The following is a 17,737-nucleotide window of genomic DNA, read 5'->3' as shown; positions in this document are numbered from 1 at the left end:
CCTACGCATGGTCATTCCGTTTCCCTTGAACATAATCTTTGTTAAACAAGAACAGCCTTAACAGCAGGTATAGTGAAGGAAGCAGCAGTCCCAGTCCTGCAACAAATGCGATGATGAGAGCGATGGCCATTGCTTCGTTTGTAAAGCTGTCGTATATAGTCAGGTATGGGTAGAGGAGATACGGATAATGCGAGACTCCATAGGCAAAGAAAGCAACCAGGAATTGCCCTGTTAATAACCCGAATGCGACTCCGTATGATTTCCGCTTCCATATTAAATAAACGGTCCCAGCAAACAGGATGAACGAAATGCCGAATAGCCACCATAGGTCCATTAATCGGCTGAAATGCTCAGGGTTATGGCCCTGCAGTTCAACAATAATGCCTGTTGCTGTAACGATAGCAGGAACTGACCAGATGAGCGCGTATTTTCTTAGCAGCTCTGTTGCCGGTTCGTCTTGTGCTTTATGGGCGTACCATGTTAAAAAGACGGCCGAAATATATAATACTGCTGCCAAACTTAGCACAACAATGCTCCATGTCAGCGGGCTGGTGAACAGCGCCCAGTAATCCAATACAAGCCCTGTTGCTTTTTCTCTCACAAACCCGCCTTCTGAAATCGTCAGTACAATGGATAAAGAAGCAGGAATGAATAGCCCAGAGAGACCATACAAATAGGTCCATTTTTTTTGCTTAAGCCCGCCATAGGTGGTAAAAGCGTAGTAAGAACCTCGGATGGCGAGCAAAATAACTGCGATGCTTGCCGGCACAAGCAGGATCGTTCCATAATAGTAGGCGGTTTTTGGAAAGAAACCGACAATTCCTACGAAGAAGAAAACGAGGAATACATTGGTCACTTCCCAAACCGGTGATAAGTAGCGCTGGATAATCCGGGTTAAAATATGCTGTTTTCCCCGGAAAAGGCTGTATGCGTTAAAAAAACCTGCGCCAAAATCAATCGAGGCGACGATGACGTAGCCAAAGAGAAAGAGCCACAGTACGGAAATTCCGATTACTTCCAATGTCATCGCAGGTCACCTTCTTTCTCCAATTCACGGTCGGCCAATTCTTGTTCCACTGTATTTTTGCGGAACATGCGGGTAAGGACGACTATGCTTCCGATCGCCAGAACAAGGTATAATCCGGCAAACAGAAGGAGCATAAGATCCACTTGGCCGCTTGTTGTCGCGGCATCTTCCGTTCGCATAATGCCGCGGAGAACCCATGGCTGACGCCCGACTTCCGTAAACCACCAGCCCGCTTCAATGGCGATCATCGATAGAGGGCCTCCAAGTACAATAAGCCACCGAAACCACTTAGAGGAAACAAAGCGGATCTTTAACCAGGTACCAACTACGTATACGAGTGACAGTGCGGTCATCCACATTCCGATCGTTACCATGATATCGAACAAGTAATGGATATACAGCGGCGGGATCTCATCTTCTGCAAATTGGTCGAGCCCGATCACTTCCGCTTTCGGGTTGCTGTGGGCAAGAATGCTGAGTGCATATGGAATTTTTATAGCATATTTCACTTCGCCATCATCCAGCACCCCATAAAGCATTAATGGTGCCCCTTCTTCTGTTTCGAAATGCCATTCGGCTGCTGCCAGTTTTTCCGGCTGGTATTCTGCTAAATATTTTCCGGAGAAATCGCCTATTACTGCTGTGGCGATTGAGAAGATCAAACCAATTTTCATTGTTAAAAATAAAGCTTTCTTATGATACACATGTTTCGAACCTTTAAGAAGGCGGTAAGCGCCAACTGAGGCTAGAGCAAAGGCAGACGTCATATAGGCGGTTGACAGCACATGCGCAACTTTGGTCGGCATGGCTGGGGTAAACATTGCCAGTACCGGGTTAATATTAACAAGCTGTCCGTTGACAAGATCAAAGCCCTGCGGAGCATTCATAAAAGCATTTACAATCGTGATAAACACAGCTGAAAAAGATGCCCCAATGGCAACAGGAATTAATAAAAGCATGTGCTTTTTCTGATTCTCAAACCGGTCCCATGTATATAGATAAATTCCAAGAAAGATCGCTTCAAAGAAAAAAGCGAAGGTCTCCATAAACAATGGAAGTGCGATCACATTTCCGGCAAGCTCCATAAAGTTTGGCCAGAGCAGGGAAAGCTGCAGCCCAATGGCTGTACCTGTTACAACACCGACTGCTACGGTAATGACAAAGCCTCGCGTCCATCTTCTCGCCAGCAATATATAATGTTCATCCTGTTTCTTGATTCCCAACCATTGAGCAATCATAATCATGAGCGGGATGCCCACACCAATGGTTGCATAAATGATATGGAAGGATAAGGTCAGCTCGGTTAAGACTCGGCTGAAAAAGATTGATTCTTCATTTCCCATTTAACATTCCCCTTTTCTTATCCTGCAAAGATACGTCCAATAAAAGAGAGGCCCATGATCAACGCTACGATAAAGGCCAGCCACATTAAGATTCGTTCCTGTTTTTTATACATTCTCTCACTCCTGTATGAATGCTCACTACCTCACATTATTCCACATTTTCCGGCTTATCGCCGTGACAATTTAACAAAATTTATATGAGGAAAATGTGAAGTAAATACACTTATGTAAATCTCCTTTACATCCTCCTATTCCCATTTGAAATGGAGTTAAAACGAAAATAAAAACGCCATTGAACATACAAACTGCATCACGGCGTTTTTAGAGGTTTTAAGTTTTCTAGTTCAGTTTATAAAATGATTTTCTGTCCGCTGTTTCCGGCGGCTGTTCCATCCAGCCCCTCGCGATCATCAGCTTTAACCCTTCCCCGCTGTATTTCAAAATATCTCCTATAAACAAGGTATAGACTCTTTATTTATCCATTCCCCTGACTCCCGTTTTTTTATAAATTTGTTCGAAAGGAAAGAATTCATACTATGATTTTCCAATTAATAGGATGGCATAAAAAACCCGGTGCGGTAAAGCTCACCGGGCGGGAATTATATATTTTCCACTGCTGTTTCCACATCTTCTTCGCCCGACACAAGATCGAACGAACGTTTATAGGTATTCTCTTTATCTAAAACAGCGTAAATGGTTTTGGCTACATCTTCGCGCGGGATGAATCCACGTTCCAAGTTTTTGTCTACTTTGATCTTTCCTGTCCCCGGATCATTAGTCAATCCGCCCGGGCGTACGATTGTATAGTTTAAACCGCTATTCTCCAGCATTCTGTCAGCATAATGCTTCGCAACGAAGTATGGCTTTATCGCATCGCTCCATTTATCCCGGTTGTTTGCCTGAATGGCGCTGACCATTACAAACCGATTGATACCAGCCTGCTCTGCGGCTTCGATTGTTTTTACAGCCCCATCAAGATCAATTAAAAGTGTTTTGTCATAGCCTGTATGTCCGCCTGAACCAGCTGTGAAAATAATAGCATCGCAGCCTTTTGCAGCTTCCGCCAATTCTTCAACTGTTCCTTCAAGACTGGATACAGCTGTTTCCACACCCATTTTCTCAAACTCTTCGGCCTGTTCCGCTTTCCTGATCATGGCCCGTGCTGTGTGATCACTGCTTTCATTTATAAGCTTAACAAGCTGTTTCCCAATCTGACCGTTAGCTCCAACAATAAGAACCTTCATCTGTTCCTGCCCCTTTCTTCATTTGCGGATTTATTCTTCCATTATTTCAAAAGAAAAAACCGATATCAAATGAACTGTTTAGGATCCCAGACGTACAATCTTTCTTTTATAAAGAGCAGCAATCGTATTCATCACCATTACAGGGATTCTTTTAGGAAAATATCTCTTCATGTAAAATTTATAAAATGCATGTTTCAAGTCATCCCACTGGTTACAGTTCTTTGTTTGTTTAAATCTTGCCACATCAATGATCTTTATGTGACCCTCAGGAGTTAAAATGATATTTCGCAGATGTATATCCGAAGGGTTTAGCCCTTTTGCCCTTGCCAACTTTAACGCTTCATCTATTTCTTTAATCTTCTCCTCTTCTATTGGAATCCCCTTTGCCAGACATTCGAAAAGAGTCAGGCCATCGACGTAATCGATCACAATATAGTTTTCTCCGGAATCGTATAAAGACGGGAAATAAGGATGATTAGGAAGAGCTTTATATATGTCAGCCTCCTCCTGGGCAATTCTTCTGAACTCTGGGAAGAATACTTTTAATACAAGATTTGTTTCTTTCACTCTAAACGCAAATGCACTTCTACCTGCTCCAATAAATTCCAAGGAATCATCTTTTTCTTGCAGTCTGGTCCAATTTCTGCTTCTGGAAAATTTAACGCTCTCTGCAAGCTGTTTATACTGTTTCATCTCAAAAAGTCCTCCCTGTTTATCGGACCCTTCCTGCCTAAAACAAAGGGCGCTGGACCATTTATCTGGTCTCAGCGCCCAAAAACAAAAGAGACCTTACCAAATAAATGGTAAAGGTCTCGCCAGCAACGTTTGTTGCCAGTAAAGCCGGAGATGTTCATCTCGTATTGACGGCCCTACTTAACAGCTACTCCCCTTTAAGGAAGAATCCGAACTATTTTATTACTTAAATTATATGTCTTCAGCCTGCAATTAGTCAAACAATACCTTTATTTTTTCACAGGAAGGCCTTTTTTCTTCCAGGCATTGAATCCGCCTTTTACTTGAGGACGTCTTTAAAGCCATTGGCCTGCAGAAGGCTGACAGCAATAGCGGACCGCGCCCCAGACTGCACAGTGGGCCAAAAGTGTCTTATCTTTTGGAATCTCCTCTATGTGATCTTCCAAAGTCCCGAACTTAAAATGCTGCGCACCCGGGATATGGCCATTGTTCCATTCATCCTGGCTGCGGACATCCAGCAGATAATATTCATCACTCTCAAGAAGTTCTTTTGCTTTTTCCGGCTCTATATTTTCAAAGGATTCCGTATTATTAGTTAACTCGTTTGAATCAAAGTAGCCTGTTACCTGATCCAGGACGATTGACTGCAGGGATCTTTTGATTTGATCAAGATTTTCCTCATCCGCAATAAGAACAATATCCTTTTCATAACTTAAGAGCCAGCCAGCCCATTGCTAATTTGGGTAATATTTTTTCTGATATAAGCGATCCTTTTGCTAAGTTCACAATTTACTGGTGAATTTGATACTCATGTTACATTTATCTTCTTATAAAAAAATTTGTCTGCGTATAGATGGCATTTCTCTGCGTATAGTCATTTTTCTCTGCGTATAACTTTTTCCGGAGAATTTAGAAGCTTATACAAAAAGAGGATGCCCATTTGGACACCCTCAATCATGCTCATTATTTTTCAAAAATGGAATTAGAAAGGAGACGGAACAGGTAATCTGTATGGTCCCGGAAGCCAGCTTCCAGTCCGATTAATGTGACATCTTTATCCTGTTCTTTGACCATGATGGCCTGGCCCTGTGCTGCCTCACGACCAGCCCAGTGTCCGGCAACAAAGAAATTTTCGTCATCCGCAATCGTTGCAAGAACTTCATCATTATCCGTGCTTGTAAACCATACAGGACGGTAAACGAAACCAAGATCATCTTCGCCGTATCCAGCTGTTGCACCTGTTCCTTCGTATGCTACCTTAATAATGCCGTTGCTGTTAGAACCGCCAGTATTAATCACATCATCAGTAAGTCCTAACGTCTTGGTTGCACGTGAGGCACTAGCTCCGACAGCAATATATTTGCCGCCTTTATTTACAAATGATTCTACATTGGATTTAAAAGCATCAAACTCCACCTGGCTTTGAAGGCCAAACTCTTTGTTGGCTTCACTTAACTTTAAAGAAATCAAACCTTCTGTTCCGCTATATACAAACACATCAAAAGATTCAAGCCCCTTCTCGGCAACTTCAGATGGAGTAAGCTCTTTTACATCAAAGCCCAGTCTCTTAAGAGCAAGCTTTGTGCCGGAATGTGATTGGACTTTCCCCATTCCCCCATCTTTTAAAATCGCTATACTTACTTTTTCAATCGAAACTGCATCAGCAGGTACTTTACCAGACTCAATATTCAAGCCGGAAGCTTTGACTGCTTCTGACACAGCATTTGCTGCCGATTCAGCATAGAAGTTTCCTTCGCTGTCGCGTTTAACCTCAACACCCTGCTGCAGAAGTTGGTTCACAAGCTGAACTGCTTTTACCGAGCTGTTTGAAATAATGAAAGGACCTTTTCCGCTAACCGAACCTTGTTCCTTCACATTAGTTACTTTAGATGCAACTGTGTCTACATCCCCTTGGACGGCAATCGCTTCAAAACCCCATAGCTCCGGAAGGCTCCATGCTGAAATATCATACATGGCAGGCGTATCATCTGTAATATCTTCGCCATCCCAAAGCATTGTATTGGCAAGGCCCGCTTTTGCCTGATCCATTTGCACAATGTAAGTGCCTTTTGGATAAGACTTGCCATCAGCTTCAAATGCTTTTGATGCCTGTACGACTTCAATGTCATTTTTAATTAAATGGTTTACAGCTTTGTTCGTAACAGTAGGATCTTCTTCATTCACAGGAAGAACATATGCTTTCGGGAAAAATCCTTCTTCGTGGAAAGGGTGATCAAAGTTGATGCCGCGCTTGAACATTTCAATTTGGTCTGTGATCATCTCTTCCTTATTTTCAGTAGCGAATTTCAATGCACCCATAATCGCATTGTACATCCAGCGCACTCCATCTTCATCATTTTGCGGTGCTTCAAGTGTATGTCCGTATGCACCATGATACATCGCATACATTGGTGTAAAGATCGGCGGGTAATCATCCCAGCCTGCAGAATCATCACGCTGCGGAATATATGTGCCCTCCATGTTTTTGTATAAGTCACCCTCAAATTGCGCTTTATCTCCAACGATTTCAGCTTCCATTGCTTTCGCCTGGTCAAGAGCCCACTTTTCATACAGATCATACTCATAGTTAGGATTATGCGGCGGCGTACATGGTTCAATTAGCCCTGGATTATTTAGATCATAATTAACATAACCGTGTGTATCCAGGAAAACCATTGGATTCCATTCCTTTATTAGCGCAACTGTTTCCTGTGTTTCAGGCTGGGATTGGGTAATGAAATCACGATTCAGGTCAATTCCTTCTCCATTAAAACGGGTTGCATCAACACGGCCATCCGGGTTTTGCACCACGTTAAAGATCAGGATGTTATTCTCCAAAATAGTCTTTGTTTCCTCGTCATTCTCTGTTGCAAAGTGTTCGATCAGCTGCATAACCGCATCACTGCCGACAAATTCGGTGCCATGGATGGAGCCATTGATCATGACTGGCACTTTAAAGTCCGGGTTGTTCGCAATCCAGTCCTGGGCTTTTTCAGGGTTTTTGAACATTTGCTTTCTTAAGGACTGGATTTTGCCGAATTTGCCCTGTGTAGTAGGGTCCGCAATTGTTACGACATAAAGAGGATATCCATCTGCGGAAGTTCCTTTAACCTCAACCTTCACTCTATTTGACTGTTTTTCAATCTCTTCCAGCTTGGGTCCTATTTCAGAGAACTTCATAAAATCATAGTTTTGATTATTAAATTTACTGCCGGCCTGTTCTTCTGACACATTAACATTTATCCATTTCGGAGTAATCGCTTGAGCAGCACTTAAAGGAACGGATGCCAAAATACCTGCTGCAAGGATTCCTGATAGAGCCTTCTTCTTATTCATTATGTACCTCCAGATGTAATATTTTTGTATATTTATGAGATAAGCTACATTTTAATTCATAGTTTTTGATTTTGACAATGGTACTATTATCCTAAAATATACTTCCCGAAACACGGGTGTAGGGACCAAAGAATGATCCCTTCATCTTTTTGCCTCTACCGAAATCGCTTTGCTCCACCTTGTACAGGAAGCACTATATATGACTCTTTCAGGGTCGATGGTAACTTTTGCACCTGCTTCAGGCCTAATCATATAAAGGAAAAGGTAGGCTGCGTCATTCCTTCATCGATTTTTATTTGTGTCTCGGCTGAAGCTATGTTCGGTTTGCCGATTTCTCCCTGCGCAGACATTGTCCCACCTGCAATCAGCGGAAAAACGATTGCCGATGTCATCAATACTTTTAAGGCTGTTATTTTCATAGACTTCCTCCTCTATGTAACGATCAGAACCTTATTATAGTTTTCAGAATAGGAGAAATCCGTTGAAATTTCGATAGTCGAAAGACCTGTTTTTGGAAAAGAAACTCGAGATAATCCTCCTTGTAGACACTTCTAAAGTCATGGAATTACTTAGGCTAGAACTTCACATCCAAAAAATGGGTAATTAGAATCTTTAAATTAAACTTCCTCAAAAATGATTAGTATTTCTTTTCTCATACTTTTAAAAATCTGCTAGGCTATTAGATTCGTTTTCACTTGCTCTAAAAGGAACCGAAAAAATGTAAGCGATGACATGTAATTGGATTATTAATCGAGGAGGTATTCGAGATTAAGTTTGGAAAAAAACCTTTCTGTCATGCTTGCAGCAGTCCTGACAGCTTCAAGTTTGTAAACAACGGACATTTTCCAGCATGCGACCTTCATTGATTCTTACAATCACTTTTAAGCCAAATCTTGTATCAGAAACAGCTATTACCACAGCGGAACGAATTGGAACAGCGTCTGAATTAGTTCTTTACCAGCGAGGTTCTTCCGACCATGTTTCCTTCCATGATGCAGGCATACCTGCTGTTAACTTTATCAGGCGTGAAACCGGCACTGCCAGCCTTGAACCGTTTTACCATCCCCCGCTTGATACTATAGAACATGTCAGTGCCGAGCGTTTAAAAGAAGCATGCGATTTGGTTGGCGCTTCCGTTTATAGCTTAATACGAAAGTAAGTTGTTAAGTAGAATCCCCGGGACTTTTTCCGGGGTCTTTTTACCTTGTTTCACGCTTTCCGTTTTTTCCGACTGATTTAGTATAAATTTTGTGTTTAAGAGCAAAATAAGAGGGTAAAGTATATTCGTTCTAAATTTGTGTCCAAATAATTATGTTCGTTACCGTTTAAATGGAAAGAAATTCGGGTAACATAAATGTAACATAACAGAGAATTTAACTATCGAAATGATAGTTCTATATACCCCAAAGGAGGGAGTCATCATGGATTTTGAACAGGAGGCTGTCATACTAAAGAGAGAACTCTCCCTTCTCATGGATGAATATGAAAGGTGCGAGATTGACGACGTGAAAACTGAAATATCCAAGGACATTCAGCTACTGAGCCGTGCAATAGACGATATTCTTAATTGAGTATATGTTGGCATGGCTTTTTTTTATATATTTAGCAGCGGCAGGCTGGTTGTCCTAAGCATGCCGCTTATCTATTTTTTATGTTGATAATTAATTGTATTTGGGAGTGTAGATTGTGCCGCATCAGCTATATTACAATTTTATTCGATTGCCGCTAGTCATTAGGATTTTGCTTATTGCCCTCTCTGTTATCCTTTTTTACGGAGGAATCATACATATCATAGAGCCAAAGACCTTTCCAACTTTTTTTGATGGCATATGGTGGGCCGTTGTTACCGCATCCACTGTGGGATTTGGTGACTTTGTCCCTGAAACCGTTTTTGGCCGTGTAGTTGGGATTGCATTAATCTTAACCGGTGCAGGCTTTTTATCCACCTATTTTATATCACTTGCGACTGCAGCCGTTACCATGCAAAATGATTTCCTGGAAGGCAAAGTGGAATACAAAGGAAAAAACCATATTATCATGATTGGATGGAATGAACGTTCGCGGGAAATAGTTAATACTCTTGGAGGAGACGGAATGAAACATTCCATCACTTTAATTGATGAAACGCTTAAGACAAACCCTGTGCCACACAATAATGTTCATTTTATCCGAGGACGATCTAATAGGGATGATGTTCTGATAAAGGCAAATATTTATGAGGCAAAAAAAGTAATTATAACTTCTGACCAGAATAAAGACGAACTGCATGCAGATATGAATTCTATTCTGACACTGCTGGCTATTAAAGGATTGAATCGCGAAGTTCAATGTATTGTAGAAATACTGACTTCTGAACAGGCAGCGAATGCCAAAAGAGCCGGTGCAGATGAAATTGTCCAAACGAATGTCCTTACAAGCTTCGTTATGATTAACAGCATCTCGTCTCAGGAACTTGTTACTTCATTTTTAGACTTGCTTGGCCAGCTTGATAAACGCAAATTGACCTTTCAGCCTGCTTCGGAAGAAATCGCAAATAAGACCTTTGCTGAATTAAGCGCCGAGCTGATGAAAGACGGCATTCTTTTATTGGGTGTGAAAAGAGGGGAAGAAACTCTGGTGAATCCTCCCCAGCCTTTTAAAATTCTCCAGCAGGACCAGCTGATTGTCATACTCGGTTAGTCCCTTATTAAAACAGATTCCAGCTCCTGTACAAGTGCTTTGCCGAGATCGATGTATTCTTTCGGAAAACTTGCATCCTTATCCACAGGCTCAGAAAATTGGTCAAATGAACCGGTGAAATTCCCTGTATAAGCGTGGTCATCAAGGCCGCGCTGATATTTATGGGAAAGCAGAAATGGCCTGCCCAATTCCACCGTACAGCTTGGGTCATCAAGCTGCCCGTCAATCGCTTTAAACGGAAGACGCAAAAATTGGTACCCCACCTCATCATCAATTTTATAATCGAAAGATCCATGGTCATAATCCCAATTCCCGCCAATCGAATAACCAATCGGCTTCAGCGCCTGCTCCAGCTTATACAAATCAAAATGCTTCCCTTCCACTTTTGAAGGAATCTCGATCACTGCATCCATCCCCTTTCCATGCTTTTTGCTTAGTTTCTCCAAAGATAGAGATATCATGAATTCAAATTCGGGGAGATTTTCGCGGATATTTCACCCGCTAAAAAAGCGCCCACCCACAGGCAGACGCTTCCTCGCTCTATTATTTTAATCGCTTTTCCAGCTCAGCTTTCTTCTCTTCGAATCCTGGCTTGCCTAATAGGGCAAACATATTTACTTTATATGCTTCTACTCCTGGCTGGTCAAATGGATTGACTCCTAGAAGGTAGCCGCTCATTGCACAGGCTTTTTCAAAGAAGTATACAAGGTAGCCGAAAGTATAGGCATCCATTTTTGGAATGGAAACGATTAAGTTTGGCACTCCGCCATCTGTGTGTGCAAGCATAGTTCCTTCGAAGGCTTTATTGTTAACAAAGTCCACTGTTTCGCCTGCAAGATAGTTTAGGCCGTCAAGATCATTTTCTGCTTCCTCAATGGTAAGTTCATGGCGTGATTCTTCCACCTTAACAACGGTTTCGAATAGATCCCGGCGCCCTTCTTGTACATACTGCCCTAATGAATGAAGGTCAGTAGAGAAGTTTGCGGATGAAGGGAAAATCCCTTTCTGGTCTTTTCCTTCACTTTCGCCAAACAGCTGCTTCCACCACTCCGCAAAATACTGAAGTCCTGGCTCATAGTTGATCAGCATTTCAATTGTTTTACCCTTATTATATAAAACATTGCGGACAGCAGCGTACTGATAAGCAGCATTTTCTTGAAGCTCCGACTTGCTGAAGTCTTCACGCGCCTGGGCAGCACCGTTCATCATGTCTTCAATGTTTGCACCGCTCACGGCAATCGGCAATAAGCCGACAGCTGTTAAAACAGAATAACGGCCGCCAACATCATCCGGAATGATGAATGACTCGTAGCCTTCTTCTGTTGCAAGTGTTTTTAAAGCGCCTCTTGCTTTGTCTGTTGTAGCATAGATGCGTTTGCGTGCTTCTTCCACACCATATTTTTCTTCCAGCATCTTACGGAAAATACGGAAAGCAAGCGCCGGCTCAGTTGTTGTACCGGATTTGGAAATGACGTTAATTGACCAATCTTTTCCATCCAAAAGATCCATTAGGTCCTTCATATACGTAGAGCTGATATTGTTGCCAGCAAATAGAACCTGTGGAGTTCTGCGTTTTTCTTTTGGAAGCGCATTATAGAAGCTATGCTGCAGCATTTCAATCGCCGCACGCGCTCCCAGGTATGAGCCGCCGATGCCGATTACAATCAGCACATCGGAATCACTTTTGATTTTTTCAGCCGCTTTCTGGATATGGGAGAATTCTTCTTTGTCGTAGTTTGCAGGAAGGTCAATCCAGCCTAAAAAGTCGCTGCCTGCCCCTGTTTGTTCATGAAGTGAGTGATGCGCAACTTTTACGGCATCCTGCAAATATGTAATTTCATGTTCGCCAAAAAAAGGAAGTGCTTTTGAGTAATCAAAACGAACGTGTGTCATGAATGTCCTCCATTTTTTAAATTTTGCTCTGTTAGACTTGCCTGTTGACTTTCGTTCCAGGTGCTCAGCGAACCGCGGCTGGTCAGAGAGCCTCCTCGGCATTATACGCCTGCGGGGTTTCCCTTTGACTCGCTTCTCCCGCAGGACATTGAAGATCCATAAACACCGCACGAAGAAAATGCGAATGCATTTTTGAGGATCTCACACCTTCCACTCCAGTCAACAGGGTGCTAAAATCAACAATAAGCTTTAGCACAGCCTTAAATTTAAACAGCAAATAAACCTCAGCTGTTATCCCATATACCACTTTAACCAAAGCCTCAAGCATAATCAAGAATCATCCCCTATTGTAAGCGTGTCCAATTTTGACATATTTTTTACGTATGAATAAAGATTGTCATTTCCTCCCGAAAAATGTAAAAGGACCCTGCTTTATGCAGAGTCCTGTTGGTAGGATCATTCTTCATTTATAAAGATGCGCGGTAGATTGCCATAACATCATCATGGTTTAATTTCACTAAGTTGCCGAATTCTCCGTTTACTGTAGCTTTGTCTGCCATCAGTTCAAGCTTGCTGTCATCGATGTCATAGTCTGCAAGCCGTGATGGTGCACCGATACTGTTCCAGAATTCGCGCAGCTTATCAATGCCTTCAAGCGCTGCCTCTTCATCTGTTTTGCCTGCTGGGTTCACATTTAATACGCGAACAGCTAGCTGCTTGAATCGTTCAGGCTTTACCTTGAGGTTATGCTTCATCCAGTTTGGGAACAGGATTGCAAGCCCACCGCCATGCGGAATATCGTAAACAGCCGATACGGCATGCTCAATATTATGGGTCGCCCAGTCACCGCGGTAACCCATGTTCAGGATTCCGTTTAATGCCATCGTCCCGCTGTATAGAATCGTTGCGCGATGCTCGTAGCTTTCAAGGTCTTCAAGCAGCTTTGGCGCTGTTTCCATAATCGTGATCAGCAAGGATTCACACATGCGATCCTGGAAATCTGTGTTTTCTTCCAGGTGGAAGTAATGCTCAAGCACATGTGACATCATATCCACTAGTCCATATACAGTTTGGTTCCGCGGCACAGTGAATGTATTGACAGGATCAAGAATAGAGAATTTCGGGAACGTTACGGGGCTTCCCCAGCCGTATTTTTCATTCGTTTCCCAATTGGTAATAACCGATCCTGCATTCATCTCGGAGCCAGTTGCTGCCAGCGTCAGAACAGTTCCAAACGGTAAAGCTTCCGATGCAAAAGCTTTCTTTGTTACTAAATCCCAGGCATCTCCGTCATATTTTGCGCCTGCAGCGATCGCCTTTGTGCAGTCGATTACACTGCCTCCGCCTACTGCGAGAAGGAAATCGATGCCTTCATTTTTGCAAATGTCGACGCCTTTTCGTACAGTTAAAATTCTCGGGTTTGGTTCAACTCCAGAAAGTTCAAAAACTTCAGCTCCCAATTCCTTAAGCTGTTCTAACACTTTATCGTATAAACCATTGCGCTTGATACTGCCTCCGCCATAAACAACAAGAACTTTCTTGCCGTATTGCGGAATTTCTTTTTGTAATTGGTCCAGCTGGCCTTTTCCAAAAATTAATTTAGTCGGATTATAAAAAGTAAAATTTTGCATCTTCTCATCTCCTTTTCCACATTATTATCTTTCAATTTAAAAACCATTGCAAAAAGAACGATTTGCAGCAAACCAATTCCTTAATGAGACAACGCAAAGCAGCCCTGAAGCTAAAAATATTCCTGTAACAATTATGGCCTTTTACAATTGAAAAGATGAATATTTTTTATACCCGTGAAACAAGCTAAAAATGAACCTATACTATAAGGAGGAAACATCATGAGTGGCATTCAACGTATTGCACTGGTTCTTACCATCATTGGAGCAATTAACTGGGGTTTAATCGGATTTTTCCAATTTGATCTTGTGGCGGCTATCTTTGGCGGCCAGGATTCTGCCCTTTCAAGGATTATATATGGTTTGGTAGGCATTGCTGGTTTAATCAATTTAGGTTTATTATTCAAACCAAATGAAGAACTGGAAAGAGAGCCTGAGGCAAAGCCTACACGCTAAAACGCAAAAAATCCTTGCACTTATGTGCAAGGATTTTTTTAAGCGAAATGCCAAAGAATTTCTTAGACCCAGCCTCTGAAGCGGGAGGCTTCAGACATTTTCCGGGCGCCAACCATGTATGCTGCAAGACGCATGTTCACATTTCGCTGATGTGCCGTCTGGTAAACATTTTCAAAGGCCTGAACAAGCACTTTTCGAAGCTTTTCTGTAACCTCTTCTTCCGTCCAATAGTAACCCTGATTGTTTTGCACCCATTCAAAATAGGAAACCGTCACGCCTCCGGAGCTGGCCAGGACGTCGGGAACCAGAAGGATACCGCGGTCAGAAAGAATTTTAGTAGCTTCAAGGGTTGTAGGGCCGTTTGCAGCTTCCACGACAATTGAAGCCTTGATATTATGGGCATTAGCAGCGGTAATTTGATTGGAAACAGCCGCAGGAACCAGGATATCGCATTCCAGTTCAAGCAATTCTTCGTTTGTCAAAGTGCTATCAAATAAGGTTGTCACCGTACCAAAACTATCGCGTCTGTCCAGCAGATAATCGATGTCAAGGCCATCCGGATCATAAAGGGCACCATAGGCATCAGAAATCGCTACCACTTTAGCTCCTGCATCATGCATGAATTTTGCCAGGAAGCTTCCCGCATTTCCGAAGCCTTGAACAACTACACTGGCTCCTTTAATTGAAATGCCGCGTTTTTTTGCAGCTTCCTCAATGCAGATAACTACGCCTTGTGCAGTTGCTTTTTCCCTGCCCTGCGACCCGCCAAGAACAAGCGGTTTGCCGGTGATGAATCCAGGAGAATCATACTCGCGCAGCCGGCTGTATTCATCCATCATCCACGCCATGATTTGTGAATTCGTGTAGACGTCCGGAGCTGGTATATCCTTTGTCGGCCCGACAATCTGGCTGATCGCCCTGACATATCCGCGGCTTAAGCGTTCCAGCTCGCCCATCGACATGGTGCGCGGATCACAGATGATACCGCCTTTTCCACCGCCATAAGGCAGATCAACAATACCGCACTTCAAACTCATCCACATGGATAAAGCTTTTACTTCATCTTCGTTCACTTCCGGATGAAAACGGACACCGCCCTTGGTTGGCCCCACTGCATCATTATGCTGAGAGCGATATCCTGTAAAAATTCTGATGGCACCATCATCCATCCTTACCGGAATTCTCACCGTCAGCATTCTTAATGGCTCTTTTAGCAGCTCATACATTTCATCTGAATAACCGAGCTTGCCCAAAGCTTCTTTGATTACAATTTGAGTTGAAGTCAATAAATTTAAAGACTCTTCCATTTTTTGTTCAGCTTGTTTCCCAGCTACTCCTGCAGCTCCCATAATGGCACCTCTTGATTTTTTATTTAGGAAAAATACAGCAATATTTTTATACAACGGGAATTCCCTGCACCTTGATGCAGGGGTTAACAGCCCCTAAACCTGCAATTAGCTTAATACTTTCTTGATTCTTTCAATTGCCCAGTCCAGCTCTTCTTCCGAGATCACTAATGGAGGGGCAAAACGGATAACCGTGTCATGTGTTTCTTTGCAAAGCAAACCTTCTTCTTTTAACTCTTCGCAATATTTACGGGCAGGTTCATTTAGCTCTACACCGATAAATAAGCCGCGTCCGCGCACTTCTTTAATGGCAGGGTTATTGATTTCTTTTAATTTGCCCATGAAATATTCACCGAGCTTAAGTGAACGCTCTGCCAGCTTTTCTTCAACAAGCACATTCATGGATGCAACCGAAACAGCACATGCCATCGGGTTTCCGCCGAATGTTGAACCATGTGAACCAGGGTTGAATACACCAAGAACATCTTTGTTCGCTACAACACATGAGATCGGGAATACTCCGCCTCCAAGCGCTTTTCCAAGGATGTACATATCCGGATCGACACCTTCCCACTCACATGCGAACATTTTACCTGAACGGGCAAGGCCAGCCTGGATTTCATCTGCAATAAATAATACATTGTTTTCCTTACAAGTTTCATACGCTTGCTTTAAGAAGCCTTCCGGCGGAATAACAATGCCGGCTTCCCCTTGAATTGGCTCGATCAGGAATGCAGCAGTGTTTTCAGTGATTGCCTCTTTAAGCGCATCCAGGTCACCGTAAGGAATTAACTTAATGCCAGGCAGCATCGGACCGAAGCCGCGCTTATATTCTTCTTCAGAAGAAAGGGAAACCGCTGTCATTGTCCGGCCATGGAAATTCCCTACACAAGCAATAATTTCAGCTTGGTTATCGGCAACGCCTTTTACATCATAAGCCCAGCGGCGTGCAGCTTTGATTGCCGTTTCAACTGCTTCCGCACCAGTGTTCATCGGAAGGGCCATTTCTTTATTTGTTATTTCACAGATCATTTCATACCAAGGTCCAAGCTGATCATTGTGGAAAGCACGTGAAGTTAAAGTTACACGGTCTGCCTGATCCTTTAGCGCCTGGATGATTTTTGGATGGCGGTGCCCCTGGTTTACAGCAGAATAGGCACTTAGCATATCCATATATTTAGTGCCTTCAGGGTCTTCAACCCACACACCCTCCGCTTTAGAAATGACGATTGGAAGCGGATGATAGTTGTTGGCACCATATTTTTCAGTTTGTTCGATGAGTGATTTTGATTTAGTCGCTTCAGTCAATTAAAATTCCTCCTTTTTCAGAATAGTCCCTTTTATTGTAACGTTAAGCCGTTTGTCTTTAAACTATTTACGTTTATAGCATGCGCAGGATTTCAAGATCCTTCACATGCTTTCAAAATTATTAATACATTTCAGAAGTTGTTTTTGCTTGCATGTGAAGCAGAATGTAGTCAGGGCCGCCTGCTTTGGAGTCCGTTCCTGACATGTTGAATCCGCCGAATGGCTGGTATCCAACGATTGCGCCTGTACAGCCGCGGTTGAAGTATAGGTTTCCAACATGGAAATCTTCGCGCGCTTTTTGGATGTGCTCACGGTTCTTCGTGATAACAGCGCCAGTTAAGCCGTACTCAGTGTTGTTGGCAATTTCGAGAGCATGATCGAAGTCCTTCGCTTTTGTAAAGCCGACAACCGGTCCAAAGATTTCTTCCTGCATTAAGCGTGCATCTGGTGCAAGGTCTGCAAATACAGTCGGTTTGATAAAGAATCCTTTGGAGTTGTCTCCTTCACCACCAGCCATCAGCTTTCCTTCCTCTTTGCCGATTTCAATGTAGCTCATGATCTTGTCAAATGCACCCTGATCAATTACAGGACCCATGAAATTGCTCTGGTCTTCCGGATTTCCCTGCGTTAACTCGTTTGTTAACTCAACAACGCGGTTCAATACTTGATCGTACACATCTTCAACAACTACTGCACGTGAACACGCAGAACACTTTTGTCCGGAGAATCCGAATGCAGATGCCACGATCGAGGTAGCAGCCAACTCAAGATCTGCTTCTTTATC

At 42.9% G+C, this 17,737-nt stretch carries 18 protein-coding genes; 4 read left to right on the top strand and 14 right to left on the bottom strand.

Features of this window, described 5'->3' with window-relative positions:
- Position 1: 1 nt before the first annotated feature.
- From IQ19_RS26870 to IQ19_RS27910, 7 genes are all read right to left on the bottom strand, one after another.
- A complete protein-coding gene (locus tag IQ19_RS26870; RefSeq protein WP_144546758.1) occupies positions 2–1,027 on the bottom strand; it encodes a cytochrome d ubiquinol oxidase subunit II in 1,026 nt (341 codons plus the stop codon).
- Positions 1,024–2,370, bottom strand: a complete 1,347-nt coding sequence (locus IQ19_RS26865) for a cytochrome ubiquinol oxidase subunit I (protein ID WP_144546756.1) — start codon at positions 2,368–2,370, stop codon at positions 1,024–1,026. The genes IQ19_RS26870 and IQ19_RS26865 overlap by 4 nt, the downstream gene beginning before the upstream one ends.
- Positions 2,371–2,969: 599 nt before the next feature.
- Positions 2,970–3,614, bottom strand: a complete 645-nt coding sequence (locus IQ19_RS26860) for an SDR family oxidoreductase (RefSeq protein ID WP_144546754.1) — start codon at positions 3,612–3,614, stop codon at positions 2,970–2,972.
- A gap of 78 nt (positions 3,615–3,692) precedes the next feature.
- Positions 3,693–4,307 (bottom strand): protein kinase family protein, encoded by a 615-nt coding sequence (locus IQ19_RS26855; RefSeq protein WP_144546752.1) that lies wholly within the window; start codon positions 4,305–4,307, stop codon positions 3,693–3,695.
- A 335-nt stretch (positions 4,308–4,642) separates the two neighbouring features.
- A complete protein-coding gene (locus IQ19_RS29385; protein ID WP_394141670.1) occupies positions 4,643–4,876 on the bottom strand; it encodes a rhodanese-like domain-containing protein in 234 nt (77 codons plus the stop codon).
- 394 nt (positions 4,877–5,270) lie between these two features.
- A complete protein-coding gene (locus IQ19_RS26845) occupies positions 5,271–7,643 on the bottom strand; it encodes a M14 family zinc carboxypeptidase (RefSeq protein ID WP_144546750.1) in 2,373 nt (790 codons plus the stop codon).
- 248 nt (positions 7,644–7,891) lie between these two features.
- Positions 7,892–8,062 carry a hypothetical protein gene (locus IQ19_RS27910; RefSeq protein WP_158638920.1) on the bottom strand — a complete coding sequence of 57 codons (171 nt, stop codon included), beginning with the start codon at positions 8,060–8,062 and terminating at the stop codon, positions 7,892–7,894.
- Between the two features lie 443 nt (positions 8,063–8,505).
- Here IQ19_RS27910 and IQ19_RS26840 point away from each other — a divergent pair, with 443 nt between their 5' ends.
- The 3 genes from IQ19_RS26840 to IQ19_RS26835 all read left to right on the top strand — a co-directional run bounded on the left by IQ19_RS26840 (position 8,506) and on the right by IQ19_RS26835 (position 10,322).
- A complete protein-coding gene (locus IQ19_RS26840; RefSeq protein ID WP_242021131.1) occupies positions 8,506–8,802 on the top strand; it encodes a M28 family peptidase in 297 nt (98 codons plus the stop codon).
- Between the two features lie 262 nt (positions 8,803–9,064).
- Positions 9,065–9,214, top strand: a complete 150-nt coding sequence (locus IQ19_RS28235) for a hypothetical protein (protein ID WP_181396162.1) — start codon at positions 9,065–9,067, stop codon at positions 9,212–9,214.
- Positions 9,215–9,329: 115 nt separating this feature from the next.
- Positions 9,330–10,322: a potassium channel family protein gene (locus IQ19_RS26835; protein ID WP_144546746.1), complete on the top strand. Its 993-nt coding sequence runs from the start codon at positions 9,330–9,332 to the stop codon at positions 10,320–10,322.
- On the opposite strand, the gene IQ19_RS26830 is transcribed toward IQ19_RS26835, so the two are convergent.
- The 4 genes from IQ19_RS26830 to IQ19_RS26815 all read right to left on the bottom strand — a co-directional run bounded on the left by IQ19_RS26830 (position 10,319) and on the right by IQ19_RS26815 (position 13,846).
- On the bottom strand, positions 10,319–10,726 hold the full coding sequence (locus tag IQ19_RS26830) for a YugN-like family protein (protein ID WP_144546744.1): 408 nt from the start codon (positions 10,724–10,726) through the stop codon (positions 10,319–10,321). The genes IQ19_RS26835 and IQ19_RS26830 overlap by 4 nt on opposite strands.
- 139 nt (positions 10,727–10,865) lie before the next feature.
- A complete protein-coding gene (locus IQ19_RS26825) occupies positions 10,866–12,215 on the bottom strand; it encodes a glucose-6-phosphate isomerase (protein ID WP_144546742.1) in 1,350 nt (449 codons plus the stop codon).
- A gap of 82 nt (positions 12,216–12,297) precedes the next feature.
- Positions 12,298–12,549: a hypothetical protein gene (locus IQ19_RS26820; RefSeq protein ID WP_144546740.1), complete on the bottom strand. Its 252-nt coding sequence runs from the start codon at positions 12,547–12,549 to the stop codon at positions 12,298–12,300.
- 133 nt (positions 12,550–12,682) lie between these two features.
- Positions 12,683–13,846 carry an iron-containing alcohol dehydrogenase gene (locus IQ19_RS26815; RefSeq protein ID WP_144546738.1) on the bottom strand — a complete coding sequence of 388 codons (1,164 nt, stop codon included), beginning with the start codon at positions 13,844–13,846 and terminating at the stop codon, positions 12,683–12,685.
- A 219-nt stretch (positions 13,847–14,065) separates the two neighbouring features.
- On the opposite strand from IQ19_RS26815, the gene IQ19_RS26810 reads away from it, so the two are divergent.
- Positions 14,066–14,299: a DUF378 domain-containing protein gene (locus IQ19_RS26810; RefSeq protein WP_144546736.1), complete on the top strand. Its 234-nt coding sequence runs from the start codon at positions 14,066–14,068 to the stop codon at positions 14,297–14,299.
- Between the two features lie 62 nt (positions 14,300–14,361).
- Here IQ19_RS26810 and IQ19_RS26805 read toward each other — a convergent pair whose 3' ends face one another.
- From IQ19_RS26805 to IQ19_RS26795, 3 genes are all read right to left on the bottom strand, one after another.
- Complete coding sequence (locus tag IQ19_RS26805; protein WP_144546780.1) at positions 14,362–15,606, bottom strand: Glu/Leu/Phe/Val family dehydrogenase; 1,245 nt, start codon at positions 15,604–15,606, stop codon at positions 14,362–14,364.
- A gap of 147 nt (positions 15,607–15,753) precedes the next feature.
- Positions 15,754–16,953, bottom strand: a complete 1,200-nt coding sequence (locus IQ19_RS26800; RefSeq protein ID WP_144546734.1) for an ornithine--oxo-acid transaminase — start codon at positions 16,951–16,953, stop codon at positions 15,754–15,756.
- Positions 16,954–17,074: 121 nt separating this feature from the next.
- The coding region (locus IQ19_RS26795) for an aldehyde dehydrogenase family protein (protein WP_144546732.1) at positions 17,075–17,737 on the bottom strand (663 nt) is incomplete at its 5' end.

The organism is Cytobacillus oceanisediminis (assembly GCF_007830235.1).
Lineage (GTDB): Bacteria > Bacillota > Bacilli > Bacillales > Cytobacillaceae > Cytobacillus > Cytobacillus oceanisediminis.
Note: the sequence above shows the minus strand (reverse complement) of the source record. Positions and strands in the feature narration are given on the sequence as shown.